Below are 25,058 nucleotides of genomic sequence, written 5' to 3'. Positions count from 1 at the left end.
GTCATCATTGACAGAAGCGGCTCGAAGCCGCGCGCCGGGGCTGGATATCGACATGCAGATGGTTGGCGTGGGCGGCATCCGAGCCCGGGCCCAGGCTGGTCATGAACGCCCCGCAAGCCGACTGGCGGATGGCAGAGAGAAAGCTGCGTTGACGAGCACCGTCTGGCTTCTCCACGATGACGTTGCCGCCGTCCTTGCCGTCACCGACCACGAAGGCGAAGATGTCGAGGGCGCGCCCGGTCGCGTGTTCGCTGAGCGGACCATTCGTCGCTCGGTTGCGCCGCCGGCATTCATGCCCGCCGCCAACGCGTAATCCCGTCAGCTCCCGCGCAAAGTAGCCTTTCGCCAGGGGCTGGGCGCTGGTCTCGAGCCATTGCGCGACCGATGTCGCCATCGCACAACTCAACGTCACCGGTGGCTCCAGGACAATCCGCCGTCTCTCGGCATCTCCCCCCGCCGTCAGGCCCGAGACGACGACAGGCTCGACCACGCCGCATGCCGCATCCTGCTGCGCGGGAGCGATCCTGGCCGCGCGAACATCGCTGCCATGAACAGCAATCAAAGCGGCAAGGCAGACGGGATCCGCGAGGGCATCGACGGGCGCACTGGGTTTAGCCTCGGCGGGAGCGGGCTTCGGCTCCGGTTGCTCAGCCTTCGGCGGTGCGGGCAGCTCCGCCGGACGCCGGGGCGGCAGCGTCATCCATGTGCCGCGACCCTGCGCAGCCTCTGACACCGTCGGCGCCAGCAGCAGCGCCGCGAGCATCGCGGCAGCCGCCAGCCCGCACGGATCAGACCACTGCCCGGACAGGCCGCACCTCAGCTGTCGAGCGCCGAAGCGCTGGCGACGGCAATGGCCGTGACACCTGCGAGCGCGACCGACAGGATCTCCGCACCCCAGGCCCCTTGCGGCACGATGCCACCGAAAAGCGCCGTGCCAATCGACGCCGCGGCGATCAATGCGGCAATGCACGTCATGGCCATGGTCTCACACTCCCCAGATGACGAACCGAAGCAATGTGCTGAGAAACAGCCGATGAAACGTCGGTGCCGGGCGCTTGTTCCATCCTCCCCGTGAACAAATCGGAATCAAAAAGCGGCCATCCATGAGAAAGCCCGCGGCGCCAGGCGCAGCGGGCCCAATCATGATTAACGATCCGGCCTGTCAGGCGGCCTTGCGGCCGGCGCGGCGGTCGAAGAACAGGGCCTGGCTGATCGCCGCCTTCACCGCCTCCGGCTGGAATGGCTTGGTGATCAGGAAGGCCGGCTCCGGACGGTCGCCGGTGAGGAGCCGCTCCGGGTAGGCGGTGATGAAGATCACCGGCACATCGATGGTGGTGAGGATCTCGTTGACAGCATCGAGTCCCGAGCTGCCATCCGCGAGCTGGATGTCGGCGAGCACGAGGCCGGGGCGCTTCTTGGCCACAAGCGCGATCGCCTCACGCTGCGTCCGGGCCACCCCGGTCACGGTATGGCCGAGCTCCTCGACCATGGTCTCGATGTCGAGCGCGATGATCGGCTCGTCCTCGATGATCAGCACATCCGTGGCGACCTGCTCGGCGATCTCCTGCCCCGCCGTCTGGACGAGCTCGGCGGCATCGGCGGGCGCCACATCCATGATCGCGGCGACCTCCTCGATCGAGAAGCCCTCGACCGTGCGCAGCAGGAAGGCCTGCCGGGGACGCGGCGTCAGCGCTTCGAGGTTGCGCTCCACCGGGGACGTGTTCAGCGCAACCGGAGCGGCGGTGTCGGCGGTGTTGAGGCCGACCGAGGACCAGAGCTTCAGGAAGGTCCGATACAGGCCGATGCGCGGGTTGAGTTCGCGCGGAAAGGAGGCGGGATCGAGGACCAAGGCCTCGAGCATGGCCACGACATAGGCGTCGCCGCTGTTCTGCGTGCCGGTCAAAGCGCGTGCGAATCGGCGCAAATAGGGCAAATGCGGCGCGATTTCCTTGGCAATCGACATGGATATATCCCCATAAATCATGAGGAAAATGAGCACCGGGCGCCGCCTGCTGACAAGTTATTTATTTTTCATTCCGTTCGGAACCTTTTGCCGAAACGCCTGTTAAACGGGAGTACGAGTGTCGGTATCGCCCGTCGAAAGAGCATGCCGGCCAGGAATGGAAGTCGCTGGGACCCGCTGGAAAAGCAGGCCTGGTTTTGGCGCGAGGGCTGACATGAGCGACGTGGATTCAGCGATGGCCACACCCGATGGGGACGGCGATCAGGACAGCGAGCTGACGCTCGACCCGAGAGTCCAGGAATCGATCGGCCGGTCGCTGAAGGCGCATTACGATGACATCGTCAACGCGCCCGTGCCAGACAAATTCCTGGTGCTGCTCGCCCAGCTCGAGGCAACCGAAAATCGCGCTGCCGGAGCATCCACCGATGAGCTCAACTGATTTCAAGGACGGCCTCATCAAGGAGATTCCGAATCTGCGAGCCTTTGCGGCCTCGCTGTCGGGCTCCATGCAGCTGGCCGATGATCTGGTTCAGGATACCCTGCTGAAAGCCTGGGGTAATTCCGACAAGTTCGAGCCGGGGACGAGCCTGCGCGCCTGGCTCTTCACCATCCTGCGCAACACCTACTACTCTCTCTATCGCAAACGCGGACGAGAGGTGCAGGACAGCGAAGGCACATATGCCGAGCGCATGGCGACGCATGGCAATCAGGAAAGCCATCTCGACCTTGCCGATTTCCGCAAGGCCCTCGCCAAACTGCCCGAGGAACAGCGCGAGGTGCTGATCATGGTCGGCGCCACCGGCCTCTCCTACGAAGAGACCGCGGAGATCTGTGGCGTCGCGATCGGCACGATCAAGAGCCGGGTCAACCGGGCGCGTACGAAGCTGGCCGAACTGCTGTCGATCGGCAGCCTCGACGATCTTGGGCCGGACCGCCGCAGCGCGGCCGCCATGCAAAGGATCGGCTCCGAAACCGTCGGCTCCTGATGAAGCTCGCGCGCTTCCGGACGGTTCGGGGCCGCCTGCTCGCGCTGCTCGTGGCGATCGCGTTACCGATCGCCTGCCTCACCGCGCTGGCAGCGGTCACGACCTATCGAACGGTTGTCGCCGCCATCGACCTGTCGCAGGCGCGGGCAGCGGATGATTTCGCGGTGCGGGCACGTGTCTGGAATCGGGGGGCGCTGCGCGCCCTTCTGGCGTCTGGATCCTTCATCGCGAGCACGGGGCTGATCGGCGCGGATTGCCAGGCACCGGCCCGGGACATGCTGGCACGCATTCCAGGCTACCGCGCCCTGCGCATCGTCCTCGCCGATGGCCGGGTGTGCTCGGCTTCGCTCGACCCGCTGTTGAGCGAAGCGGACCTGTCTGCCGTGGCGGCGCGTCTGGCCGCACTGCCGCGCTCCGCAGCTCGCTCGGAATCGGCGCTTCCGGCTGCTCGCTACGACTATGTCAGCGCCGGCGGCCTGAACCATCTCGCCATACAGATCGCCAAGTCTCAGGACGGGGTGGTGCAGCAGGGCCTGCTTCTCGCCGATCCGGACCTGCTCGACCAGGTCTTCGAGCTTGGAGACACCAGCGACGACATGAACGTGGCGCTCGTCTCCCGCGGTGGAACGGTCGTGACCCACCGGGGCGCGCCTGGCAGCGAGGCGGCGAGCGAGGCCCCCTCCTGGCTACCCGCGCAAGAAATCGTTCCCGATGACGCGCAACGCTGGCAGGCCGAGAGCCGCGCGGGCCATCAACGCGCCTACGCCGCACGTCTGGTGACGGCGCCCGATCTCTACGTCATTGCCAGCTTCAGCGATGCGCCGCGACGCGCGGCCCGCAATCAGTTCCTCGCCCTGCTGATCGCGCCGATCCTGACCCTTGCCCTGTTCGGCATGGTTTATCTGCGAGCGATCGACCGGCACTGCATCCACTGGCTGCGGGGCATCGAGACCGCCGCGCGGGCACGCCTGACCCAGCCAAGCGCCCGCGCCGTCACCGCCGAGGACATGCCCGCGGATATCCGCAGTGTCGCGGAGGCCTTCAACACCATGGTCGATGAGCAGGAGGTGCGCCAGCGCAAGCTCCAGACCGCGCTCGACGACAACCGCTTCCTGGTGCGCGAGCTCCATCACCGGGTGAAGAACAGCCTCCAGGTGGTGCAGAGCTATATCGGCCTGACCAAGCGGGACTATCGCGACGAGGCCAGGCTCGCTCTCGCCGATGCCGAATGCCGGGTTCATGTCCTCTCGGCGGCCTATCGCTTCACGCTGGCCGATGGCGAGATGCAGCCGGTGCGCGTCGACCTCTTCATCGAGGACGTGGCGTCGATGATCAGCAATCTCATCCGCCAGCGCGATCAGTTCGTCGCGAGCCGTCTTGAGACGGTCGCCACGCTCACGGTCGATCGGATCATCCCGCTCGGCTTCCTGATCGTCGACGTCGCATCGCGCGTGTTGCGCAGCACGCCCGGCGTCAGCATCGCGATCCTGATCAGCGATGTCGACGAGACCACGCTCGAGGTTGCACTGGAGGCAGACCGGGAGATCGCGCCCACCCAGCCGCCCCGGCTCTTCGGCGGGCTCATGGCCCAGATCGAGGCGGTGCAGGTCGAGGATGCCAAAGGCTCGAGGCTCGGGCGCTGGCGCATCAGGCACAACGCCTGACAGGCATTCGAAGTGGCCGATCAGGCCGGCTCGTCGATCGGCTCGATCGTGACGCCGACGCCGAGCCCCAGGAACGAGCCGGTGAGCCCGGTGAAGCTGCCCGCCACGGGCGAGGCGTCCTCCGGCACGCGCGCCACGGCAATGCGTAGCAGCTGGCGGTCGGCGACCAGGTCGTTCGTCGGATCGAACTCGACCCAGCCATCGCCCGGTATAAAGACCTCCGCCCAGGCATGGGTCAGCCCGACGGTCGAGACCAGCCCGGCGGCATCCGGCGTCCGGTCATGAATGTAGCCCGTGACGAAACGAGCCGCGAAGCCCATCCGCCGGGCAAGCTCGATGAACAGCCAGGCATAGTCGCGACAGGAGCCCGCCTGCAGCCGCAGCGTGTCGGCGGGATGCTGCGTGCCTTCGTCGAAGCGGACCGCGTAGCTCAGCCCGGCATAGATGGCATGGGCGAGATCGCGCAGCAGATGGCCGCTGCCCTGTCCGATGCGGGCCCGGAAATCGCTCAACCACTGGTCGAGCACGCCGTCGGGATCGGCGGCGGCCAAGGCGAGATAGGGTTGCAGGACCGCGCGCTCACCTTCGGTGTAGACCACCCCCGTCATCACGGCCGCGCTGTCGATCTCGGCGCGCGGAAGCGCCGAACCGAAGCGCTCCAGGACAAGCTCACTGACGATGTCGAGCGTATCGGCCGGCACATCGAAATTCGCGATGGCGACGGAGTTGCCATAGGCATCGTGCATCCAGCGCAGCCGCGCCTGCGGCGAGATCGCGAGCGCGGTGTCGACGACCCGCAGATCGAAGCTGTCGCGCGGGCGCAGCATCAGCCGATGCGGGCCGAACTCGACGGGCGCCGCGTATCGATAGGTCGTCGAATGCCGAATGCGCAGATGCATGGTTCTCATACTTCGTTCTTGCCGCAACGTTCATACCGAAGCGGAACGCTCGCCGGCTCCACCGCGCCCCCGAGACAAAAAACAAGCCGCCCGAAGGCGGCTCTGAGGAGCGGCGCGAGGGGTTGCACCGCCTCGACAACGCGGGAGGGTCCGGAATGTTCCGAAGCCGCCTCATGTCCGGCGCGATGCCTGTCAGCGCATCACCACTCCGTCCAGGCGCGGCAGCATCGCTTGCTGCGAGGTGCCGATCGCTCGCTTGATCACGCCAACCGAGCGCTGCGACGGGTCGACCGCCGCCAGACGCGTATCGGTGGGCACGTGGCGCTCGCTCTTGGCCTGCGCGACGGCTTGTGAACTGGTGGGGCTGGTTTCCTGAAAACCCGATCCGAAGGTCAGCGCAACAACGGTCGCGCCCATGAAACCGAAGAACAGGCCGGCGCGCTTGATGGGGGCAAGGCTGTTGCGCAACATCTGACTCTCCCTACGCCTTGGCCGGGCAGGAATGACCGGCTTCCGAAGAGTTAACGCGAGGCGGCCGGGCAGGTTCCCCACGCAACCGATCACCCCGGTAAGCCGCGGCATCACATCGCCGTGAGCCACAAGGTCAGGCAGCCTCGTCATTGGCGGCGGAGCGCGACCTGAACAGGCGCCAGAGCGATTTTCCGAGGCGACGCGATGTCAGCTGGGCGCCTGCGAGCCGCTTTTCCAGCGTGATTTTGCGGTCATGGTAGTCATCGAGTCCGGCCCGGTGCCCGACGCTGATCACGGTCGCTCCTGCGAGCTCGGATTCGAACAGGCCCAGCAGCGCATTCTGGCTGTCCTCGTCCAGCGCCGAGGTGGCCTCATCCATGATGATGATATCCGGCCGCCGAATGAGGAGCCTGGCGAAGGCGATGCGCTGGCGCTCGCCGCCGGACAGGATGCGGTCCCAACTGTCCTCATCGTCGAGGCGCTTGGCGAGATAGGCCAGGCCGCAGCGCTTGAGGGCCGCTATGATCGTCTCGTCGGGAACCGGCTTCTCGGCCTCGGGATAGAGCAGGACGGTGCGCAGGTCGCCGATCGGCAGGTAGGGCTTCTGCGGCACGAAGGCGAGCGACTTCCCGCGCGGCAGCACGATCGAGCCTGAACCCCACGGCCATAGTCCCGCGAGCGCCCGGATCAGGGTGCTCTTGCCGGTGCCGCTTTCGCCGACGATCAACACCTTTTCGCCGAGCTCGATCACCACCGTGGCATCCGCGATGACGACGCGGCCGTTGCTGTGCGCGATCGACAGGCCTTCGAGATGGATCGCGCCGGCGTCGCTCTCGGTCAGCTCGATCTGGGTCTCGCCCTCCATGATCGTGCCGACATCGAGGCCTTCCAAAGCCTCCTGCAGCTCGTCGACACGGGTCACCGAGGCGAACCATTCCGCCAGGCGGACAAAGTTGTCGACGAACCAGATCAGAGCCGCCTGCACTGCACTGAAAGCTGCGACCACCTGCATCACCGCGCCGAGCGTGACGTCGCCGGCAAGGTATTTCGGGGCGATCAGCAGCAGCGGCACGATCGGGAAGAGCGCGCCATTGGTGTTGAGCACGAGGGCGATGACGCCTTGCTGCCTGATGACACGCAGCCAGGCCGCGACCACCCGACCATAATTCTCGCCGACGGACCCGCGCTCGTCGGCATCGCCACGGATCAGGGCGATGCTCTCGGCATTCTCGCGCAGCCGCGTCATCTCGGCCCTGAACTGCGCTTCGGCCTCGTTCTTTGCGGCAATTCGCGCCACCAGCGGCCGGCCGGTGAGATAGGCGGCGAGCGAGGCGATGACGGCATAGCCGATCGCGGCGAGCGCCATGTAGCTGGGGATCACCACCTCGACGCCGCCCAGCGTGAAGCGAGCGGCGCCGGCGACATGCCAAAGGATGGCCGCGAAGGTCGCCGCCGTGACGGCCGCGCTGATCAGGCCGATCGCGAACTCGACCAGGGGTTCGATCGCGAGACGAACGTCTTCGGCAATGCGGTACTCGGGCGCCGACTGCTCCTTGGCGACGAACTGCATGCGATAGTAGCGCTGATCGGCGATCCACCACCCCGCCAGCCGCCTCGTCAGATATTCGCGCCAGCGCATCTGCAGCAGCATGCGGCTGATCACCAGGGCAGACAGGCTGAGCGCCGAGGCCACGACCAGCAAGGGCAGCCAGGCTGCGGCGCTCCATGCCGCTGCGACGTCGCGCTTTTCGAGAGCATCGAAGAAGAGGCGGTTCCAGGTGTTGACGCCGACCGCCGTCGCAAGCTGTGCCGCGACGAAAGCGAGGACGGCGACCGTCAAGACCCAGGCACGCAGCCTGGTCTCCCCGCTCCAGAACGGCAGCGCTGCTGCAAAGAACCGGCGCATGCGCGAGCGTCTGCCGATGCGCGACTTTTCGGTCATGGGGCTCGCATCTCCAGACAGGGCGCCGTGCGGCCGCTCCTGCGGGAGCGACCTTCACAGAACGTTCCGGCGCTGCGACAGTTCCCGGAGATCCGGCAGAATGTTGCCCTGCACAATGGTCAAACGAAGCGAACTGATATTGAGTTGTCCGCGATCGGCCGGCTGGCTGCCGATCGATCGGCAAGCGTGCTCCCCGCGCACCCCGCTCCCGCTTCGACGGGGGATCGAGAGACGATGACGGATACCGCCCATAACGTGCGCAGCGGCGTACCTTGTCTGGCCTGCCCGCTGCGGTTGAAGCCCGCCTTCAAGGACAAGACGGATGAGGAGGTCCGCTTCATCCAGTCGATGAAGACGGAGCATCGCTACCTGCCAGCCGGCGCCGACATCATCCATCCCGGCCAGGAAGATGCCGAACTCTATACGCTGTTCTCCGGCTGGGCCTTCCGATACCAGCTCCTGCCCGACGGGCGCCGCCAGATCCTGAACTTCCTGCTGCCGGGCGACCTGGTCGGATTGCAGGCCTCGCTGCTCAGCGCAGCGCAGCATGGGATCGAGGCGCTGACCGATGTCGAGCTCTGCGTCTTCCCGCGCAAGCGCGTCTGGGACCTGTTCGTCCATATGCCCGGCCTGGCCTATGAGGTCGCCTGGCTCGGTTCGCGCGAGGAAAGCCTGATCGATCAGAACCTGACCTCGGTGGGGCAGCGCAACGCCAGCGAGCGCATCGCCGCACTGCTGATTTCGCTCTACCGGCGGGCGCGGGCACTCGGACTGGTCAGCGATGACGGGTTCCGGTTCCCCTTGTCCCAGCAGCAGCTCGCCGATGCGCTGGGCCTGTCGCTGGTTCACACCAGCAAGACCTGGTCGCGCCTGCGCAAGGCCGGTCTCTTCGCCATCGCAGACGGGCGGCTGACCCTGCTCAACCCGCGCCTGACCTCGCGGATGGCCCTGCTCTATGAGCGCGAAATGGCTCCCAGGCCCCTGATCTGAAACCTCTCTGCGTCTCCCGCGTATAGTGGTCAGCAGGCAGAGGAACGTTGGAATCGGGGCGCCGACAGCATAAGGACTTGGCTCCGGGGCACTCTTGACCCCATATGGCGCGCAGGTAACGTTCGCGAAACGTCATGGTCGTGCCTTCCGGAGCGACGTCAGGGGCATCATGTCACTCACCTCCCATCGTCGACATTCGCATGGCCAATCGCTGGCGGCCCGTCTCGGGCAGTCCCGCGTCGCCGCGCGGATCGAGGACGAGGTTCGCGTCACTGCGGCCGACCTCGTCGATAGCGTCGCCGAGGCCCGGCTGAAGGTCGCGACCGTGCGCTACAAGGTGCAGGACGAGGTCCGCAGCAAGACCGAGAAACTGCGCTCGCGCGTCAGCGAGGCCCGGACCAAGCTCGGTGACGAAGCACGCTTCATCAAATCCTGGATCGACGATCCGATGCGGACCGGTTCGGTGACGCCGTCGAGCCCGGCTCTGGCGCGACGCATGGCCTCCTTCGTCGATCCCAGCCTGCCCGGCCCCGTGATCGAGATCGGTCCCGGCACCGGTCCCGTCACCGAGGCGCTGATCGAGCGCGGCATCAGCGAGGACAGGCTGATCCTGGTCGAGTACAGCCCGGAATTCTGCAAGCTGCTGCGCGCGCGGTTTCCGCGCGCCACGGTCGTCGAGGGCGACGCCTATGCGCTGTCGACGACGCTCGCGGGGCACCTGCAGGAAAAGGCGATCGCCGTCGTCTCCAGCCTGCCGCTGTTCAACCAGCCGCCGGCGATGCGCAGCGCCCTGGCGAAGGACGCCTTCACTCTGCTGGTCGAGGGAGCGCCCTTCGTCCAGTTCACCTATTCGGTGGTCTCGCCGGTTCCGCGCAAGGGGTCCGGCCTGAAGAGCTTCGCCTCGGACTGGGTTCTGCGGAATATTCCCCCCGCCCGGGTCTGGGTCTATCGCCAGCCGGTTTGACCCGGGCCCTGCGACGCGAGGCCGCGCATCGGTACCCGCCGGAACCGATAAATTCCGGCCTCCTACCAACCCAATCGTAACAGTTCGCCGCTACCAGCGCATGGTGGACGGCGAGCGTTCGTCGCCGCGAGTTGTGGGAGCACGCCAGGCGCATGAAGGGCGAATCAGCGCGTTTCAGCCTGCCGAGATGGCGCCTGACCCGCTGGCTGGCGGATGCCGGCGCCGATGTGCCGACCGATATCAGGGTCGCGCTGATCGGCGGCCTCTACGGGACGCTGCCGATCTTCCTGGGCGGCGTGATCAACACCATCGCGGTATCGTTCCTGATCGCCATGCGGATTCCGACATGGCCCTTCATTCTCTGGTGCACGTTCGAGATCCTCTGCTGCAGCATCCGCTTCGCCGTGCTCCTGATCGCCCAGCGCCAGGCCGCTCGGAATGAACCGACTCCGACCGACCTCTATCTCCTGCTCGGAATCGCCTGGGCCGGCGGCGTCGGCTTCGGCACCTTCATCAGCCTGACCAGTGGTGACTGGGTCGTCGCGACGCTCGCCTGCCTTTCCGCCGCCGCCATGGTCGGGGGCATCTGCTTCCGCAATTTCGGCGCGCCACGCATGGCGGGGCTGATGATCTTCCTGACGCTGGGGCCGTGCTGCTTCGCAGCACCCTTCCTCGGCGAACCACTGATGCTGATCGTCTTCCTGCAGATCCCGTTCTACCTCTACAGCATGAGCCGGGCCGGTTACCGGCTGAACGCCATCCTGGTCTCGACCATGCAGGCCGAACGCGAGCAGGCCTTCCAGGCCAACCACGACATGCTCACCGGCCTGTCGAACCGCGCCGGGCTGACCAAGGCGCTCGACGCGAGCCTGGCCCAACCGGCCGGTCGGCAGAACCTCGCCTTCATCTATCTCGACCTCGACGGCTTCAAGGCGGTCAACGACACGCACGGCCATGTCGTCGGCGACAGGCTCCTCCAGCTCGTCTCGGAACGCCTGCGCCGGCTCGTGCGCGTGGGCGATCTCGCGGCGCGGATCGGCGGTGACGAATTCATCGTCCTGTCGGAGCAGGTCGCCACCGGACAACTGAAGCGTTTCGGCGAGCGGCTGATCCGCGACATTTCGCAACCCTACGAGCTCGACAACCGCATCTCGGTCAGCATCGGCGCCTCCGTCGGAATCGCGCTCGCGCCGGAGCACGGGCTGGATCTCGAGCGCCTGATGGGCGCTGCGGACAGGGCGCTCTACCAGGCCAAGACGGCCGGGAAATCGCGCTGCGTCATCGCACCTCGCGGCGTCGCCAGCCCCGCCATCGCAGCGTGACGGCTGCCGGCGACGCCGCGGCAGCGCAGGCCTTTGCCGGCTATTCGATGCGGCAGGCGCCGGTCGCCGGCATGAGCCGCCAGACGCCATCATCAGGCTTCGCCGGAATCCTCACCGCATCGTCTGCGATCTCCTCGGCGTCATAGGGGTTGGGGTTGGCGATGATGCCGCCATTGCGGATGTCGAGTGCGCCCCCCGGTCCTCGCTCGATGCGCCAGCTCCCCGCTTCCCATTCCGGCACGCAATGCACGCCTTGCCCGCGCGGCTTGCAGAAGCCGCTGATCTGGTAATCGTAGTCGGAGGTCGCCTTCACGCGCTCGCGCAGGTTCATGTAGAGCACGACGAAGAAGCCGCGCGACGGCTCGGCCTTCCAGTCATCCGGCAGGTGCACCAGGCGGATCCGGCCGACCTTCTGGCGCGGATGCGCCGCCAGATGGGCCGCGTCATAGCTGCGCTCCCAGCAGGCCGCGCGTTTCGGAGGCAATTCGCTTTCGAGCGGCCGCGCCTCGGCCCGGCCTGCCAGCGCCAACGCGGCGAGGGCGATTGTGGGGATCGAGGCTGCCCGCATCATCTAGTCTCCAGCCGCAAGAAGCCGAGATCAGCGCAATCGCGTCCCTGCCGCAACGCCTTTCGCCTCGGGCCCTGGCTGCAATCGGCCTTGACCTCGATCGGGGGCTCGGGCTTGGTTCGGCCCTGCGCAGGCGGAGGTCGGGAAGGTGACGGAGATCGGGCGGCTCGTTCGCGACATCGCCGACGACATGGCGGCCCAGTCCGATCGCGGCGAGGTGGCGACCTACATCCCACCGCTGGCGGCGATCGATCCCCGGCGTTTCGGCCTCTGCATCGCGCTGGCGGACGGCACCGTCCACATGGCCGGCGATGCGCTCGAACCATTCTCGATCCAGAGTGTCTCCAAGGTCTTCGCGCTGACCCAGGCGCTCGGCAAGGTCGGGGAGACGCTCTGGAATCGTGTCGGGCGCGAACCGTCCGGGACGCCGTTCAATTCGATCGTCCAGCTCGAGCGCGAGCAGGGCATCCCACGCAATCCCTTCATCAATGCCGGCGCGCTCGTCATCGCCGACATCAATCTCGCTGGCCACGAGCCGCGCGTGGCGATCGGTGAATTGCTGCGCTTCGTCCGCTATCTCGCCGACGACGACAGCATCGCGATCGACGAGGTGGTCGCGCGCGCCGAGCAGGCGACGGGCTTCCGCAACATCGCGCTCGCCAATTACATGAAGGCGTTCGGCAACATCAGGCACGCCGCGGAGCTGACGCTCGGCGTCTATTTCCACCAATGCGCCATCGCCATGAACTGCCGCCAGCTCGCGCTCGCCGGGCGCTTCCTGATGCATGGTGGTCTTCACAGCGCCGGAGGCGCCCGTGTCGTGCCGGCGGGCCGGGCGCGCCGCATCAACGCGCTGATGCTGACCTGTGGCCACTACGATGCCTCGGGCGACTTCGCTTTCCGCGTCGGCCTGCCCGGGAAGTCCGGCGTTGGCGGCGGCATTCTGGCGATCGCGCCCGGAAAGGCCTCGATCGCGGTCTGGTCGCCCGGCCTCAACGCCAACGGCAACTCAAAGCTCGGCACACTCGCGCTGGAGCGGGTGGCCGAAGCGACGGGCTGGTCGGTCTTCGCAGCGGTATGACCGCATCCGCCAGCGCCCGAACTCTGCGGTAAGGTTACCGCTTGGCGTCAACCAAGCAGAAATTCTTAATCATCACCGGGCAAGTTCCGCACCAGCATCTACTGGCACCGTCGCGACATCCAAGCGTGTCGCGATCGGGCGCCACTGCAAACCTGGATGGTGCCTGTGCAGCTCTTCCCCGCCTCGATCAAGAACTACCTGGTCGCGACCATGGCCTGCCTCTGCATTCCCGGCGTCGGCGCGCTCACCTTCATGGCGAACCAATCCGCGGGCGAAGTGCACACCAATATGCGCCTGGCCGATCTGGTCGAGGCCGATCGGGCGCTCCTGCTGGCCGGCAACCTCATCCGCAGCAACCGTGGCCAGGCGCAAACCGCCATCCAGGCCGTCGACGACCCCAAACCCGTTATCCAGAAGATCGAGCAGGCGAGCCGAACCGAGCTCGCGAACGCCGTTGCGCGGCTGAAGGCCACCGACCTGCCCGATCGCGCCGCGCTGATCGAGGCGATCACCCGCCTGGAAAAATCGACCGAGGCCAAGCTCGCAGACATCCATGCCGAAGCCGCCAAGCCGAAGGCCCAGCGCAGCCTCGCCGCGACTATGGCCTGGTACAATGGCGTCGGCGAGATCGAAGGCGCGCTGGTCAAGGCCTCGGACTCCACGTCCAATGCGGTCAGGCTCGCCGACCCCGTGCTCGCCGATCTGCAGGCCTTCAAGGCGGCGGGCTGGCGGGTCCGCTCCAGCTACGGAACGCAGTGCTCGGTGCTTCGTCCGGCGCTGGGCTCCGGCAAGGCGCTCGAGCCCGCGCAATGGCGGTCGATGGGCGAATTGCGCGGCGCCTCGAATGCCAGCGTCGCCCAGTTGCAGCAGCTCAGCGCTCGACCGGGCGTCGGTGCCGAGCTGGTACGGAAGGTCGGCGTCATGTCCGCCGAGGTTCAGGCCGCCAACCGCTTCATGGACGATCTGATCGGGCGCCTCGGCGCCGGCACCGGTCCGGTGATCTCCCCCGAGGAGTGGACGAAGCAGTGCAACGGCCCCTTCACGGCGATCGTCGCTGCCGTCGAGCAATCCCTCGACGACATGGCCGACGCAACGCAGGCGAAGCTCAACCAGGCCTGGATCAAGCTGTCGATCATCGGCGTGCTCCTGGCCGCGCTGCTCGGGGTTTGCGTGCTGAGCTGGCGCGGCGTCCAGCGCCGCATCGCAAGGCCGGTCGTCGCGCTGAAGTCGGCGCTCGACGTGATGCAGGCCGGTGATTTCTCGCAAGCCATTCCGGCGCCTGCCTCGCCTGACGAAATCGGTGCGCTGAGCGGCGCGCTCGAGGCCTATCGCGAGAACGCCCTGTCGCTGGAAGCCAGCCGCCGCGACCGCGAGCTCGCCATGCTCGCCGACAGCGAGCAGGCAGCCAATGTCCAGAAGCTCCTGGCAGAGGTCGCAACCATCGTCGCCGCCGCGCAGGATGGCGACTTCTCCGGCCAGGCGTCCGTCGGCCAGGTCGGTGGCCCACTCGGCGACCTGGTCACCGGCATCAACGAGATCAACGCCGTGGTCAACGGAGCGACGACGGAATTCGCAGTCGCGCTTCAGGCCGTCGCGAACGGCGATCTGACCCATCGTGTCGACACCCACTACAGGGGTCGCTTCGCCGAGCTGAAGGGCGCGATCAACGAGACCGTCGACCGGCTCTCGACGACCGTGCGCACCATCCAGGTGACCTCGGCCGATGTCGGCCTCGCTGCCCGCGAGATCAACATGGGCGCCGACGACCTGTCGAAGCGCACCGAGGAGCAGGCGTCGAGCCTGGAAGAGACGGCTGCGACCACGGAGGAGCTGGCTGCGTCCGTGAAGGCGACGGCCCAGGCCTCGCGGCAGGCTGCCGGGATCGCCACCGAAGCGATGGAAGCCGCGCAGAACGGCGGCGCGATCGCCGGCCAGGCGGTCGAAGCCATGGCCCGGATCGAGACCGCCTCGACCAAGATCTCGGACATCATCCGCGTCATCGACGACATCGCCTTCCAGACCAACCTCTTGGCGCTCAACGCCGCGGTCGAGGCGGCGCGGGCCGGCGAAGCCGGCAAGGGTTTTGCCGTGGTGGCCTCGGAGGTCCGGACGCTGGCGCAGCGCTCGGGCGCCGCAGCGAAGGACATCTCGGCGCTCATCTCCTCCTCGAACAGCGAGGTTGGCGAGGGCGTCAAGCTGGTGCGCCAGGCCGGCGAGGCGCTCAGCCAGATCCTGACTTCATCGCAGAAGGTCGCCGCGACCATCGCCGAAATCTCGGCGGCTTCCGGCGAACAGTCGAGCGGGATCGACGAGATGAGCCAAGCCGTCGCCCATCTCGACGAGATGACCCAGGCCAATGCGGCGCTGGCCGAACAGAGCGCCGCCTCGGCTGCCTCGCTCGCCTCACGGATCGGACAGCTCAACGATCTCGTCGCCGCCTTCAAGACCGGGCAGGACGGGACGAGTTCGGCACGCGCCTACCCGCAGCGCGGCAGCACCCGCCGCGCGGCCTGAACCCAACGCTGCGAGCTCATTTGAGGCAGGAACAGTGGGCCGCAAAGGTGCAGCCCACCGAGCGACCCAATACCTGACCGGCGTCAGGTATCGACGGTCGCGTTCAGGGCGTTGGCCTGGATGAACTCGCGCCGCGGCTCAACGACGTCGCCCATCAGCTTGACGAAGAGGTCGTCGGCCTCGTCGTTCTGGTCGTTCTTGACCCTGAGCAGCGAGCGGACATCGCGGTCGAGCGTGGTTTCCCAGAGCTGCTCCGGGTTCATCTCGCCCAGGCCTTTGTAGCGCTGCAGCGAAACGCCCTTCTTGCCGATGGCGGTGACCGCGTCGAACAGGTCGGTCGGGCCGTTGACGACATGGTCATCGCCCTTGCGGCTGAGCACGCCAGGCTTCGCATAGGTCTCCTGCAGCGCCGCGGCGGAGGCATCGAGCTTGCGGGCCTCGGCGCTGGCGAGCAGCCCGGCATCCACGGCCGCGACCTGCTTCACGCCGCGCACCATCCGCGAGAACAGGAAGCCGCCCTCGCTGACCTTGCCTTCCCAGCCGCGCTGGAGCTCGTCCGAAATCGCATCGAGACGCGCCGCGATCTTGGTCGCGGCCTCGTTGGCCTGCGCCTCGTTCTCCTCGGAAATCGGATGCAGCGCGCCTGCGATCGCCATCTGCTCGACGACGCGTCTGTCGTAGCGCGAATGGAGCTGCGAGAGCGTGTTGCGGATGCCGCGCGCCTCCTCGACCAGACCGCGCAGGTCGGAACCGCCGCGCTCGACGAAGCTCGCGCCATCGCCGGCGCTGGTCTTGAACACGGCCCCGTCGAGCGCCGTTTCGACCAGGTAGTCCTCAAGCGCGCGCTCGTCCTTGAGATAGACATGGCTCTTGCCGCGCGCCGCCTTGTAGAGCGGCGGCTGGGCGATGAAGAGATGCCCGGACTCGATCAGCTCCGGCATCTGCCGGAAGAAGAAGGTCAGCAGCAGCGTACGGATATGGGCGCCGTCGACGTCGGCGTCGGTCATGATGATGATCTTGTGGTAGCGCAGCTTCTCGAGATTGAAGCCGCCCTGATCGGCCTCGCCGCGGCCGATACCGGTGCCGAGCGCGGTGATCAACGTGCCGACCTGGTCGGAGGAGAGCATCTTGTCGAAGCGTGCGCGCTCGACGTTCAGGATCTTGCCGCGCAGTGGCAGCACGGCTTGGTACTCGCGGGCGCGGCCCTGCTTGGCGGAGCCGCCGGCCGAGTCACCCTCGACGATGAAGAGTTCGGACTTGGCCGGATCGCGCTCCTGACAGTCGGCAAGCTTGCCAGGGAGCGAGGCAATATCGAGCGCGCCCTTGCGGCGGGTCAGATCGCGCGCCTTGCGGGCGGCCTCGCGGGCGGCAGCGGCTTCCGCGACCTTGCCGACGATGGTCTTGGCCTCGTTCGGATGCTCCTCGAGCCAGGTCGAGAGCGCCTGGTTGACGACGTTCTCGACGACGGGGCGCACCTCGGATGAGACCAGCTTGTCCTTGGTCTGCGAGGAAAATTTCGGATCGGGCACCTTGACCGAGACGATCGCGGTCAGGCCCTCGCGGCAATCGTCGCCGGTGAGCGAGACCTTCTCCTTCTTCGAGATGCCGGAGGTCTCGGCATAGCCGGTGACCTGACGCGTCAGCGCGGCGCGGAAGCCGGCGAGATGGGTGCCGCCGTCGCGCTGCGGGATGTTGTTGGTGAAGCAGAGCACGTTCTCGTGGTAGCTGTCGTTCCACCAGAGCGCGACATCGACGGTGATGCCGTCCTTCTCCGAGGACAGCATGATCGGCTGCGAGATCACCGCCGTCTTGGCGCGGTCGAGATAGCGCACGAAGGCCTCGACGCCGCCCTCATACATCAGCTCCTCGCGCACGATCTCGGCGCGGCGGGCATCGGTCAGCACGATGCGCACGCCGGAATTGAGGAAGGCGAGCTCGCGCAGGCGATGTTCGAGCGTCTTGTAGTCGAACTCCACCATCGTGAAGGTTTCCTGCGACGGCAGGAAGGTCACCTCGGTGCCGCGCCTGTCGCCCGCCGGGCCGACGACGGCCAGCGGCGCGATCGCGTCGCCATGGCGGAATTCCATGAAGTGCTCGTTGCCGCCGCGCCAGATGCGCAGCTTGAGCGAGACCGAGAGCGCGTTGACGACCGAGACGCCGACGCCGTGCAGGCCGCCGGAAACCTTGTAGGAGTTCTGGTCGAACTTACCGCCGGCGTGGAGCTGGGTCATGATGACCTCGGCCGCCGAGATGCCTTCCTCGCTGTGGATATCGGTGGGAATGCCGCGGCCGTTGTCACTGACCGTGACCGAGCCATCGGCGTTCAGCGTCACGGTGACGAGATCGGCATGCCCGGCCAGCGCTTCGTCGATCGCGTTGTCGACGACCTCATAGACCATGTGGTGCAGGCCGGAGCCGTCATCGGTGTCGCCGATATACATGCCCGGGCGCTTGCGCACCGCATCCAGGCCTTTGAGAACCTTGATGGAATCGGCGCCATAGGCGGCGTCTTCAAGGTCGCGGGCAGCTTCGCTCATGTCGTGGTCCTTAGGCAGGCACTGAGGGCACCCGCGATCGTCTTGATTCGTATCACGAATATAGGGGGTGAAGACGGCTTTTTCACGCGCCTACGCGTGCGTGCGCGTAGGCAAGCGGATTCAGCCGGGAAAATCGGCGATCGCCTCCAGGAAGGCCTCGCCATATTGGGTCAGCTTGCGCTCGCCGACGCCCTCGACCGCGCGCAGCTGTTCGAGCCCGGCAGGGCGCGCGCGCGCCATGGCGATCAGCGTGCGATCGGTGAAGATGATGTAGGCGGCGACGCCCTCTTCGCGGGCCAGCGACAGGCGCAGCTGGCGCAGATGCTCGAACAGCCCGGCCGTATCCTCGTCGAGGCCGTCGGCACGCGCGCTGTCGCGCGCCGTGCGGCGCGAACGCCGCTCGCTGAGCGGATCGCTCCGCAAGGCGATGGACTCGCGTCCGAACAGGATGTCCTCGCCCTTCTGCGTCAGGCAGAAGCCGCCATGCTCGCTGCTCGCCTCGGCCAGCGCATCGGCGGCGAAGAGCTTACGGGCGAGCGCCATCCAGGCGCCCTTGGGCTTATCCTGACCGACGCCGAAGGTCTTCAGCCCGTCATGGTTGAGGCGGCGCACCTGCTCGGTCGCGCTGCCGGTGAGGATGTCGGCGAGATGGCCGGCGCCGAAGCGCTGGCCGGAGCGGATCACCGCCGAGAGCAGCTTGCGCGCGTCGAGCGTCACATCGGAGAGGGAAGGCGCGGTCTCACCACAAAGATCGCAGGCGAAGCGCGCCGCGCCATGGCGGCAGGGCACGACCTCCTCGCCGAAATAGGCAAGCAGGGCGGAGCGTCGGCAGAGGGCGTTCTCGCAGAGGTCGATCATGGCGTTGAGGCGCCTGTGCTCGATGCGCCGGCGCTCGTCGTCGATCGCCTTCTCGTCGATCTGGCGGCGGCGCAGCGCCATGTCGTCCGTACCGTAGAGCGTCAGCGTGTCGGCGGGCAGGCCGTCGCGCCCGGCGCGGCCGATCTCCTGGTAGTAGCCTTCGATCGAGGCGGGCATGTCGGCATGGACGACGAAGCGGACATCGGGCTTGTTGATGCCCATGCCGAAGGCGATGGTGGCGCAGACCACAACGCCATCCTCCTGCAGGAAGACATCCTGGTTGCGGTTGCGCAGATCCTGTTCCAGCCCGGCATGATAGGGCAGCGCGTTCCAGCCCTTCTCGCGCAAGCCATCGGCCAACCGCTCGGTCTTGCTGCGCGAGGAACAGTAGACGATGCCGGAGCCGCCGCGATGACGGCGCAGGAACTCGTCGATCTGGCGGCGCGGTTGCTCCTTCGGCGCGAAGGCGAGCTTCAGGTTCGGCCGGTCGAAGGAATGCACCACCAGATGCGGCGGCTGCGGAAAGAGCTGATGGGCGATGTCGTCGCGCGTCTGCCGATCAGCGGTCGCGGTCAGCGCCGTCACCGGCACGCCGCCGAGCGCCTCGCGGGTCTTGGCAAGCAGGCGGTATTCGGGGCGGAAATCATGGCCCCATTGCGAGACGCAATGGGCCTCGTCGATGGCAAGCCGTGTCACGCCGAGACGCCGCAGCCGGTTGACCAGCCCGTCGCCGGCGAGGCGCTCGGGCGAAACGAAGAGAAGGCGGAGATCGCCTGAATTCAGCTTGTCCCAGGCCTCGGCGGCCTCGGCCTCACTGTTCATCGAGTTCAGCGAGACGGCAGCGACACCGGCGCGCACGAGCTGCCCGACCTGGTCCCGCATCAGCGCGATCAGCGGCGAGACCACGAGGGTCAGACCACCCGCGACGAGCGCCGGAAGCTGGTAGCACATCGACTTGCCGGAGCCGGTCGGCATCACCGCGAAGACATCGCGACCGCTGAGCGCGGCCTCGATCACCTCCCATTGGCCCGGGCGGAAATCATCATAGCCGAAGACGGATTTGAGGATCGCGCGGGCGTCTGATTCGCGGGAGAGCGGCATGAGGAGGTATGTGCCGCATCCGCCGTCCGGTTGCTAGCTAGCGCCGCAGACCGCTCCACGACGCAACGAAGGCGGCGGCCAATAAGAGCGAGAATGCCCCGGACGCCAGCAGCGCGTAGGCGTACCAGAGGACGGCCCCGCCAGTCTCCAATGCATTCTGGGACGGGTCGGCCGGCCGGTAGCGAATCGATACGGTGTCGCCGGGCTTTTGCGAGGGATCGACCGCCTGCGGATAGGAGCGTGTCGGCCCGCGATGGAGATGATTTGAACCGGGCGTGACGGCGAACTCGTAGACCACCGTCCACCCTATCGATTTGCTCCGCCCCGTTCTGATTTCGCTGGAGACGATTCTGGCTTCTCCAGGAATGGAACTGCCATAGAACGTCGTCTCATCGCGATAAACGCGCGCGCCGTGAATGAAGAACGCGGCAGCGGCGCCGAGCGAAACCAGAGTCATGACGGTGACGCCCAGTCGGCTATAGGCGAATCGCATTCGTCCTCAGCTCCGCGCCGCGATTGCCGCTGCAGCGCCCAGCATGACGCCGCCGGTCACGCGGTTGACCCAGCGCATGGCGCGCGGGCTGGCGACGAGGCGGCGGGCTCGATCGGCCGCATAGGCGTAGGCGAGCAGGGTTCCGGTGATGATCGGCGCGATGAGTGCTGCGATCTCGGCAAAGGCAAGCGGCGTCATCGCCTGAAGATCGACCACGAGCGGCAGAATCGACAGGAAGAACACCATGACCTTCGGGTTGCCGAGCGTCAGCGCCAGCCCGCCGAGGAAGAGGCGCGGGCCTTCACCTGAGACGCTGCCGGGCGGTGGCGGTGCCGCGCCGGTGGGGGCGGTCCATGCCTTCCAGGCCAGATAGACCAGATAGGCGCAGCCGGCATATTTGATCGCGACGAAGATGCCGTGGAAGCTCTGCACGAGTACGCCGAGGCCGAGCGCCGATAGCGCGAACCAGACAAGGTCGCCGACGACGATGCCGGCAAACAGGGCGAGGCTGGCGAGTTCCATAGGGGGCTCCGGATCGATCGCGATGCTAGCAGCAAAGCACTGGCGCGTCCCATCGCAAGGCGTGAGCCGATCGATCAGCCGATCAAATCGACATGCCCTGGCGTGACCGCGAAGCGCTGCGCGCCGGCCGGCAGATCACCGAACAACGCGGCATCGGCGCCTGTCATCCAAACCTGGCAGCCGAGACCGGTGAGGCCGTCATAGAGCGCCGCGCGTCGGCGCGGATCGAGATGGGCCGCGATCTCGTCGAGCAGGACGAGGGGCTTCAGCCCGCTCATCGCCGCGACCAGCCTCGCATGGGCCAGCACCAGCCCGATCAGCAGCGCCTTCTGCTCGCCGGTCGAGCCCTGTCCCGCCGGGATGCCTTTGGGGCCGTGAATGACTTCGAGGTCGGAGGCCTGCGGCCCCGTCAGCGTACGGCCAGCGGCGCGATCGCGGGCGCGCCCCTGGCGCAGCAGCGCGCGATAGCCATCCTCGGCGTCGAGCGCCGCGCCACGTGCGACCAGCATGTCGATCTCGCCCGAGAGCGCGATGCCGGCATGCGGAAAGGGCGAGGCCTCGTCGCGCGTATCAGTGATGATGGCGGAGAGCCGCGCCACGGTCTCGGCGCGGGCCGCTGCGACCGCGACGCCGAGCTCGGCGATCTCGCGCTCGATCGCGTCGAGCCATTGGGTCTGGCCGGGGTTCTCCTCGAGGATGCGGTTGCGCGAGCGCAGCGCCTTTTCGAGCGCGTTGGAGCGCGTGCCGTGGACCGGATCGACCGCCAGCACCAGACGGTCGAGGAAGCGACGGCGATCCCCGGCGGCGCCGCGGAACAGCCCATCGAGATCCGGCGTCAGCCAGACCACGCGCAGATGCTCGCTGAAGGCCAGCGCCGAGCCGACCGAGGCGCCGTCGATCCGGGCGAGCCGCGCCCGCTTGCCGTCGGCGTCGGCCGGGCCGAGCCCGACGCCGAGCCGCGCACCGTCATCGCCGAGGGTGATCGAAACCGCAAATGAGCCATCGCCGTCGAGCCGGGCCATGTCGGCCAGATCGGCGCGGCGCAGGCCCCGCCCGGGAGAGAACAGCGACAGCGCTTCGAGGATATTGGTCTTGCCGGCGCCGTTCTCGCCGACGAGCGCAACGATTTGGCCCCCGATCGCGAGATCGAGGGCCTGGTAGGAACGAAAATCCTGAAGGATCAGGCGCGCGACGGCGGCCATGGCCGCTTGATCAGACGCGCATCGGCATCAGCACATAGAGCGCCGAGGCCCCCTCGCGATCCTGGATCACTGTCGGCGAGCCCGGATCGGCGAGCTTGAGCAGGGCCGTGTCACCATCGAGCTGGGCGGCGATGTCCATCAGATAGCGGGCGTTGAAGCCGATATCGAGCGGGCTCGCATCGTAGTCGACCTCGATCTCCTCGGTCGCCGAGCCCGAATCCGGGTTGGTCACCGAAAGCGTCATCCGGCCATCGGCCATCGAGAGCTTCACGGCGCGGCCGCGCTCCGACGAGATCGTCGAGACGCGATCCACGGAAGCCGCGAAATCGCCCTTGTCGACGGTCAGGCGCTTGTCGTTGCCGGCGGGGATGACGCGCTGATAGTCCGGGAAAGTACCGTCGATCAGCTTCGATGTCAGGACGACATCGGCCGTCGCGACGCGGATCTTGGTGGCGGAGAGCTCGATCGTGACCTCGCTCTCGCCATCCTCCAGCAGCTTCTGGATCTCGGAGACCGCCTTGCGCGGCACGATCACGCCCGGCATGCCGGCCGCGCCCTGCGGCGCTGCCGTGTCGACGCGGGCAAGCCGGTGACCGTCGGTCGCAACCGCGCGCAGGATCGGCCGGCCGTCGACATCGATGGTGTGGAGATAGATGCCGTTGAGATAGTAGCGCGTCTCCTCGGTCGAGATCGCGAACTGGGTCTTGTCGATCAGGCGCTTGAACTCGCCGGCCGGGAGCGAGAAGCGATGCGCCATCTCGCCGGCGGTAATGTCCGGGAAGTCGCTTTCCGGCAGGGTCTGAAGCTGGAAGCGCGAACGACCGGAGCGCAACACAAGCCCGGTCTCGCCAGTGGTCTCAAGCGAGACTTGAGAGCCGTCCGGCAGCTTGCGCACGATGTCGTAGAGCGTATGGGCCGGAACGGTGGTGGCGCCGGGCTCGGGGACATCGGCTGCGACCGTCTCGACCACCTCGATATCGAGATCCGTCGCCTTGAGCTTCAGCCCGGCCTCGGTTCCGCTCAGGAGCAGGTTCGACAGGATCGGGATCGTATTGCGACGCTCGACGACGCGATGAACATGGCCCAGCGACTTCAGCAGGGTAGAACGTTCGACAGTGACCTTCATGTCTTTGAGTCTTCTGGCGTGCTGGCGCCCGCGGCGAATGCCCGGGCAGCGGAATGGCCCGCGACATTGCCGGAGGCCAGCGGCCGGCGCAAGGGCGGCGGCCGCCTCAAATCACAGCCAAACGCCGCAGCGGCAGGCGCCCCCCCCCCGGTCCGGGGTCGCGCCGCCGCTCATTTCCCGCTCACTCCTGCAGCATGCGCTTGAGCAGATCGACTTCGTCATGGAGCAGGCGGTCCTCGGTGATCGCCTTCTCGATCTTGCGCACGGCATGCAGCACCGTGGTGTGATCGCGGCCACCGAAGCGCCGGCCGATTTCCGGCAGGGAACGCGGGGTCAGCGCCTTGGAGAGATACATCGCGATCTGGCGCGGCTTGACCACGGCGGCCGTGCGGCGCTCGGAGAGGATGTCGGCACGGCTGACATTGTAGCGGGTCGCGACCAGCTTCTGGATGTCCTCGATCTTGACGCGGCGCGGCTCGCGGGTCCGCACGAGATCGCGGATCGCGGCCTCCGCCGTCTCCAGCGTCACCGGCTGGCCGGAGAGGGTGGCATGGGCGAGCAGCCGGTTGGCGGCGCCGTCCAGGTCGCGCCCATTGGTGGCGACGACACGGGAGACATAGGACACGACGTCGGGATTGACGTGGAAGTTGGGATGGGCGGCGTGAAGTGCCTCGAGCCGGCCTGCCAGAATCTTGGCCCGCAGCGCCTCGTCGAGATCGCCGACCTCGACCACGAGCCCGCCGCCGAGGCGCGAGCGAATGCGCTCGTCGAGAGCCTCGAGGTCGTTGGCGAGCCGGTCGCCGGCGACGACGATCTGCTTACCGGCATCGATCAGGGCGTTGATCGTGTGGCCGAACTCCTGCTGGATCGACTTGCCCTGGATGAACTGGACGTCGTCGACGACGAGCAGGTCGATGCCGCGCAGCTTCTCCTTGAAGGCGAGCGCGGTCTGCGACTTCAGTGCGGCGACGAAGCCGTACATGAAGCGGTCCGCGGTGAAGTAGGCGACGCGCTTGCCCTGGGCACGGGCCTCCTGGGCGATCGCCTGGAGCAGGTGCGTCTTGCCGAGGCCGACACCGGCATGGATGTAGAGCGGGTTGTAGGGCGCCGTACCGGCGGGCGCAGCCGCGATGCGCTCGGCCGCAGCAAAGGCGAGCTGGTTGGATTTGCCGACGATGAAGGCCTGGAAGTTCATCCGGCGGTCGAGCAGCGTGCCGCAGGCGTCGACCAGATCGCGCTCGCTGGACTCGGCGGGGGCAACGCTGGCCGGAGCGGCCTTCACCTCGGCAGGAGCGGCCGGCGCCGGCCGGCTGCGCAGCGGAACGACCTCCGCCGGGGCCTGCGCGGCATCGCGCGAGGCGACCTGGCGGACCGAGAGCATGATGCCATTGAGGTCCGGCAGCTCGGCCATGCAGTTGACCCGCAGCCGCTCGGCATAGTGCGCCTCGAGCCAACTCTTGAGGAAACGGGTCGGCACGGTGAGATAGGCGACGCCATCGACGATGCCGCCAAGCTCGACACGAGCGAACCAGCTCGAGAACACGTCCTCGCCGAGTTCGGCCCGCAGCCGACGACGCACCCGGTCCCAGGCCTCGACGGGCGAGGCCTGCATCGCCGACTGCGCGGAGAGCTCAGCGGGTTCCATCGTCACGATCGATGCCGACGCAACTTCTACCGCCTCGCTCATGTGCCGCCGTTCGAACATCGTCTGCCCCATTCCTTGAAAAAGTCACGCGCCCAGGGACGACGGCCTCGCATGAGACCGCCGAACCGGCACCGTTCTGTCCGGTCAATGAACAAGGGTTCCCACGAACGCGAACGCTCGCCGGCTCCCCGGTCCGATATGATCGATTAC

The 25,058-nt window shown here is 67.1% G+C and carries 22 protein-coding genes; 8 read left to right on the top strand and 14 right to left on the bottom strand.

Annotation, left to right across the window (positions count from 1 at the left end; translation table 11 throughout):
* Nucleotides 1-4: 4 nt before the first annotated feature.
* From VGN82_RS06680 to VGN82_RS06670, 3 genes are all read right to left on the bottom strand, one after another.
* A complete protein-coding gene (locus VGN82_RS06680; protein WP_327526219.1) occupies nucleotides 5-763 on the bottom strand; it encodes an extensin-like domain-containing protein in 759 nt (252 codons plus the stop codon).
* Between the two features lie 53 nt (nucleotides 764-816).
* Complete coding sequence (locus VGN82_RS06675) at nucleotides 817-981, bottom strand: hypothetical protein (protein WP_327526218.1); 165 nt, start codon at nucleotides 979-981, stop codon at nucleotides 817-819.
* Between the two features lie 181 nt (nucleotides 982-1,162).
* Nucleotides 1,163-1,963, bottom strand: a complete 801-nt coding sequence (locus tag VGN82_RS06670) for a response regulator (RefSeq protein WP_327526217.1) — start codon at nucleotides 1,961-1,963, stop codon at nucleotides 1,163-1,165.
* Nucleotides 1,964-2,177: 214 nt separating this feature from the next.
* On the opposite strand from VGN82_RS06670, the gene VGN82_RS06665 reads away from it, so the two are divergent.
* The 3 genes from VGN82_RS06665 to VGN82_RS06655 are packed head-to-tail and all read left to right on the top strand — an operon-like array spanning nucleotide 2,178 to nucleotide 4,613.
* Entirely contained in the window at nucleotides 2,178-2,402 is a 225-nt protein-coding gene (locus tag VGN82_RS06665; RefSeq protein ID WP_327526216.1) for a NepR family anti-sigma factor, read from the top strand.
* Entirely contained in the window at nucleotides 2,389-2,949 is a 561-nt protein-coding gene (locus VGN82_RS06660; protein ID WP_327526215.1) for a sigma-70 family RNA polymerase sigma factor, read from the top strand. Before VGN82_RS06665 ends, VGN82_RS06660 begins: the two co-directional genes overlap by 14 nt.
* Complete coding sequence (locus VGN82_RS06655) at nucleotides 2,949-4,613, top strand: sensor histidine kinase (protein WP_327526214.1); 1,665 nt, start codon at nucleotides 2,949-2,951, stop codon at nucleotides 4,611-4,613. The genes VGN82_RS06660 and VGN82_RS06655 overlap by 1 nt, the downstream gene beginning before the upstream one ends.
* A gap of 20 nt (nucleotides 4,614-4,633) precedes the next feature.
* Here VGN82_RS06655 and VGN82_RS06650 read toward each other — a convergent pair whose 3' ends face one another.
* The 3 genes from VGN82_RS06650 to VGN82_RS06640 form a co-directional block, all read right to left on the bottom strand.
* A complete protein-coding gene (locus tag VGN82_RS06650) occupies nucleotides 4,634-5,512 on the bottom strand; it encodes a transglutaminase family protein (RefSeq protein ID WP_327526213.1) in 879 nt (292 codons plus the stop codon).
* Between the two features lie 192 nt (nucleotides 5,513-5,704).
* On the bottom strand, nucleotides 5,705-5,983 hold the full coding sequence (locus VGN82_RS06645; protein ID WP_327526212.1) for a hypothetical protein: 279 nt from the start codon (nucleotides 5,981-5,983) through the stop codon (nucleotides 5,705-5,707).
* Nucleotides 5,984-6,116: 133 nt separating this feature from the next.
* Complete coding sequence (locus VGN82_RS06640; RefSeq protein ID WP_327526211.1) at nucleotides 6,117-7,925, bottom strand: ABC transporter ATP-binding protein/permease; 1,809 nt, start codon at nucleotides 7,923-7,925, stop codon at nucleotides 6,117-6,119.
* A gap of 234 nt (nucleotides 7,926-8,159) precedes the next feature.
* Here VGN82_RS06640 and VGN82_RS06635 point away from each other — a divergent pair, with 234 nt between their 5' ends.
* The 3 genes from VGN82_RS06635 (at nucleotide 8,160) to VGN82_RS06625 (ending at nucleotide 11,201) form a co-directional block, all read left to right on the top strand.
* Complete coding sequence (locus tag VGN82_RS06635) at nucleotides 8,160-8,915, top strand: Crp/Fnr family transcriptional regulator (RefSeq protein WP_327526210.1); 756 nt, start codon at nucleotides 8,160-8,162, stop codon at nucleotides 8,913-8,915.
* Between the two features lie 169 nt (nucleotides 8,916-9,084).
* Nucleotides 9,085-9,879, top strand: a complete 795-nt coding sequence (locus tag VGN82_RS06630) for a class I SAM-dependent methyltransferase (protein ID WP_327526209.1) — start codon at nucleotides 9,085-9,087, stop codon at nucleotides 9,877-9,879.
* A gap of 152 nt (nucleotides 9,880-10,031) precedes the next feature.
* Nucleotides 10,032-11,201: a GGDEF domain-containing protein gene (locus tag VGN82_RS06625; RefSeq protein ID WP_327526208.1), complete on the top strand. Its 1,170-nt coding sequence runs from the start codon at nucleotides 10,032-10,034 to the stop codon at nucleotides 11,199-11,201.
* A 40-nt stretch (nucleotides 11,202-11,241) separates the two neighbouring features.
* Here the strand turns inward: VGN82_RS06625 and VGN82_RS06620 are convergent, their stop codons facing one another.
* Nucleotides 11,242-11,772 carry an RNA-binding protein gene (locus tag VGN82_RS06620; RefSeq protein WP_327526207.1) on the bottom strand — a complete coding sequence of 177 codons (531 nt, stop codon included), beginning with the start codon at nucleotides 11,770-11,772 and terminating at the stop codon, nucleotides 11,242-11,244.
* Nucleotides 11,773-11,917: 145 nt separating this feature from the next.
* Here VGN82_RS06620 and VGN82_RS06615 point away from each other — a divergent pair, with 145 nt between their 5' ends.
* On the top strand, nucleotides 11,918-12,850 hold the full coding sequence (locus tag VGN82_RS06615; RefSeq protein ID WP_414644211.1) for a glutaminase: 933 nt from the start codon (nucleotides 11,918-11,920) through the stop codon (nucleotides 12,848-12,850).
* Between the two features lie 165 nt (nucleotides 12,851-13,015).
* Complete coding sequence (locus VGN82_RS06610) at nucleotides 13,016-15,364, top strand: methyl-accepting chemotaxis protein (RefSeq protein WP_327526206.1); 2,349 nt, start codon at nucleotides 13,016-13,018, stop codon at nucleotides 15,362-15,364.
* Between the two features lie 83 nt (nucleotides 15,365-15,447).
* Here VGN82_RS06610 and gyrB read toward each other — a convergent pair whose 3' ends face one another.
* The 7 genes from gyrB to dnaA all read right to left on the bottom strand — a co-directional run bounded on the left by gyrB (nucleotide 15,448) and on the right by dnaA (nucleotide 24,848).
* Nucleotides 15,448-17,901, bottom strand: coding sequence for a DNA topoisomerase (ATP-hydrolyzing) subunit B (gyrB, locus tag VGN82_RS06605; RefSeq protein WP_327526205.1), 2,454 nt, complete (start codon nucleotides 17,899-17,901; stop codon nucleotides 15,448-15,450).
* Between the two features lie 120 nt (nucleotides 17,902-18,021).
* Entirely contained in the window at nucleotides 18,022-19,860 is a 1,839-nt protein-coding gene (gene recQ, locus VGN82_RS06600) for a DNA helicase RecQ (RefSeq protein WP_327526204.1), read from the bottom strand.
* 37 nt (nucleotides 19,861-19,897) lie between these two features.
* Nucleotides 19,898-20,353 (bottom strand): DUF3592 domain-containing protein, encoded by a 456-nt coding sequence (locus VGN82_RS06595; RefSeq protein WP_327526203.1) that lies wholly within the window; start codon nucleotides 20,351-20,353, stop codon nucleotides 19,898-19,900.
* 6 nt (nucleotides 20,354-20,359) lie between these two features.
* Nucleotides 20,360-20,875: a LysE family translocator gene (locus tag VGN82_RS06590; RefSeq protein ID WP_327526202.1), complete on the bottom strand. Its 516-nt coding sequence runs from the start codon at nucleotides 20,873-20,875 to the stop codon at nucleotides 20,360-20,362.
* Nucleotides 20,876-20,949: 74 nt separating this feature from the next.
* The gene (recF, locus tag VGN82_RS06585) at nucleotides 20,950-22,077 is read right to left on the bottom strand and encodes a DNA replication/repair protein RecF (protein ID WP_327526201.1); all 1,128 of its coding nucleotides are present in this window, start codon (nucleotides 22,075-22,077) and stop codon (nucleotides 20,950-20,952) included.
* A gap of 10 nt (nucleotides 22,078-22,087) precedes the next feature.
* The gene (gene dnaN, locus VGN82_RS06580; protein WP_327526200.1) at nucleotides 22,088-23,203 is read right to left on the bottom strand and encodes a DNA polymerase III subunit beta; all 1,116 of its coding nucleotides are present in this window, start codon (nucleotides 23,201-23,203) and stop codon (nucleotides 22,088-22,090) included.
* A 181-nt stretch (nucleotides 23,204-23,384) separates the two neighbouring features.
* Entirely contained in the window at nucleotides 23,385-24,848 is a 1,464-nt protein-coding gene (gene dnaA / locus VGN82_RS06575) for a chromosomal replication initiator protein DnaA (RefSeq protein ID WP_327526199.1), read from the bottom strand.
* Nucleotides 24,849-25,058 lie beyond the last annotated feature (210 nt).

Origin of the sequence: Allobosea sp. (genome assembly GCF_035999205.1) — a bacterium.
Classification (GTDB): Bacteria; Pseudomonadota; Alphaproteobacteria; order Rhizobiales; family Beijerinckiaceae; genus Allobosea.
This window is presented reverse-complemented; position numbering and strand designations above follow the sequence as displayed.

What these genes read in the sequence shown, in the direction of transcription:
- VGN82_RS06680 (WP_327526219.1), bottom strand. Translation starts at nt 763, where the DNA reads ATGCTCGCGGCGCTGCTGCTGGCGCCGACGGTGTCAGAGGCTGCGCAG.
- VGN82_RS06675 (WP_327526218.1), bottom strand. Translation starts at nt 981, where the DNA reads ATGGCCATGACGTGCATTGCCGCATTGATCGCCGCGGCGTCGATTGGC.
- VGN82_RS06670 (WP_327526217.1), bottom strand. Translation starts at nt 1,963, where the DNA reads ATGTCGATTGCCAAGGAAATCGCGCCGCATTTGCCCTATTTGCGCCGA.
- VGN82_RS06665 (WP_327526216.1), top strand. Translation starts at nt 2,178, where the DNA reads ATGAGCGACGTGGATTCAGCGATGGCCACACCCGATGGGGACGGCGAT.
- VGN82_RS06660 (WP_327526215.1), top strand. Translation starts at nt 2,389, where the DNA reads ATGAGCTCAACTGATTTCAAGGACGGCCTCATCAAGGAGATTCCGAAT.
- VGN82_RS06655 (WP_327526214.1), top strand. Translation starts at nt 2,949, where the DNA reads ATGAAGCTCGCGCGCTTCCGGACGGTTCGGGGCCGCCTGCTCGCGCTG.
- VGN82_RS06650 (WP_327526213.1), bottom strand. Translation starts at nt 5,512, where the DNA reads ATGCATCTGCGCATTCGGCATTCGACGACCTATCGATACGCGGCGCCC.
- VGN82_RS06645 (WP_327526212.1), bottom strand. Translation starts at nt 5,983, where the DNA reads ATGTTGCGCAACAGCCTTGCCCCCATCAAGCGCGCCGGCCTGTTCTTC.
- VGN82_RS06640 (WP_327526211.1), bottom strand. Translation starts at nt 7,925, where the DNA reads ATGACCGAAAAGTCGCGCATCGGCAGACGCTCGCGCATGCGCCGGTTC.
- VGN82_RS06635 (WP_327526210.1), top strand. Translation starts at nt 8,160, where the DNA reads ATGACGGATACCGCCCATAACGTGCGCAGCGGCGTACCTTGTCTGGCC.
- VGN82_RS06630 (WP_327526209.1), top strand. Translation starts at nt 9,085, where the DNA reads ATGTCACTCACCTCCCATCGTCGACATTCGCATGGCCAATCGCTGGCG.
- VGN82_RS06625 (WP_327526208.1), top strand. Translation starts at nt 10,032, where the DNA reads ATGAAGGGCGAATCAGCGCGTTTCAGCCTGCCGAGATGGCGCCTGACC.
- VGN82_RS06620 (WP_327526207.1), bottom strand. Translation starts at nt 11,772, where the DNA reads ATGATGCGGGCAGCCTCGATCCCCACAATCGCCCTCGCCGCGTTGGCG.
- gyrB (WP_327526205.1), bottom strand. Translation starts at nt 17,901, where the DNA reads ATGAGCGAAGCTGCCCGCGACCTTGAAGACGCCGCCTATGGCGCCGAT.
- recQ (WP_327526204.1), bottom strand. Translation starts at nt 19,860, where the DNA reads ATGCCGCTCTCCCGCGAATCAGACGCCCGCGCGATCCTCAAATCCGTC.
- VGN82_RS06595 (WP_327526203.1), bottom strand. Translation starts at nt 20,353, where the DNA reads ATGCGATTCGCCTATAGCCGACTGGGCGTCACCGTCATGACTCTGGTT.
- VGN82_RS06590 (WP_327526202.1), bottom strand. Translation starts at nt 20,875, where the DNA reads ATGGAACTCGCCAGCCTCGCCCTGTTTGCCGGCATCGTCGTCGGCGAC.
- recF (WP_327526201.1), bottom strand. Translation starts at nt 22,077, where the DNA reads ATGGCCGCCGTCGCGCGCCTGATCCTTCAGGATTTTCGTTCCTACCAG.
- dnaN (WP_327526200.1), bottom strand. Translation starts at nt 23,203, where the DNA reads ATGAAGGTCACTGTCGAACGTTCTACCCTGCTGAAGTCGCTGGGCCAT.
- dnaA (WP_327526199.1), bottom strand. Translation starts at nt 24,848, where the DNA reads ATGGAACCCGCTGAGCTCTCCGCGCAGTCGGCGATGCAGGCCTCGCCC.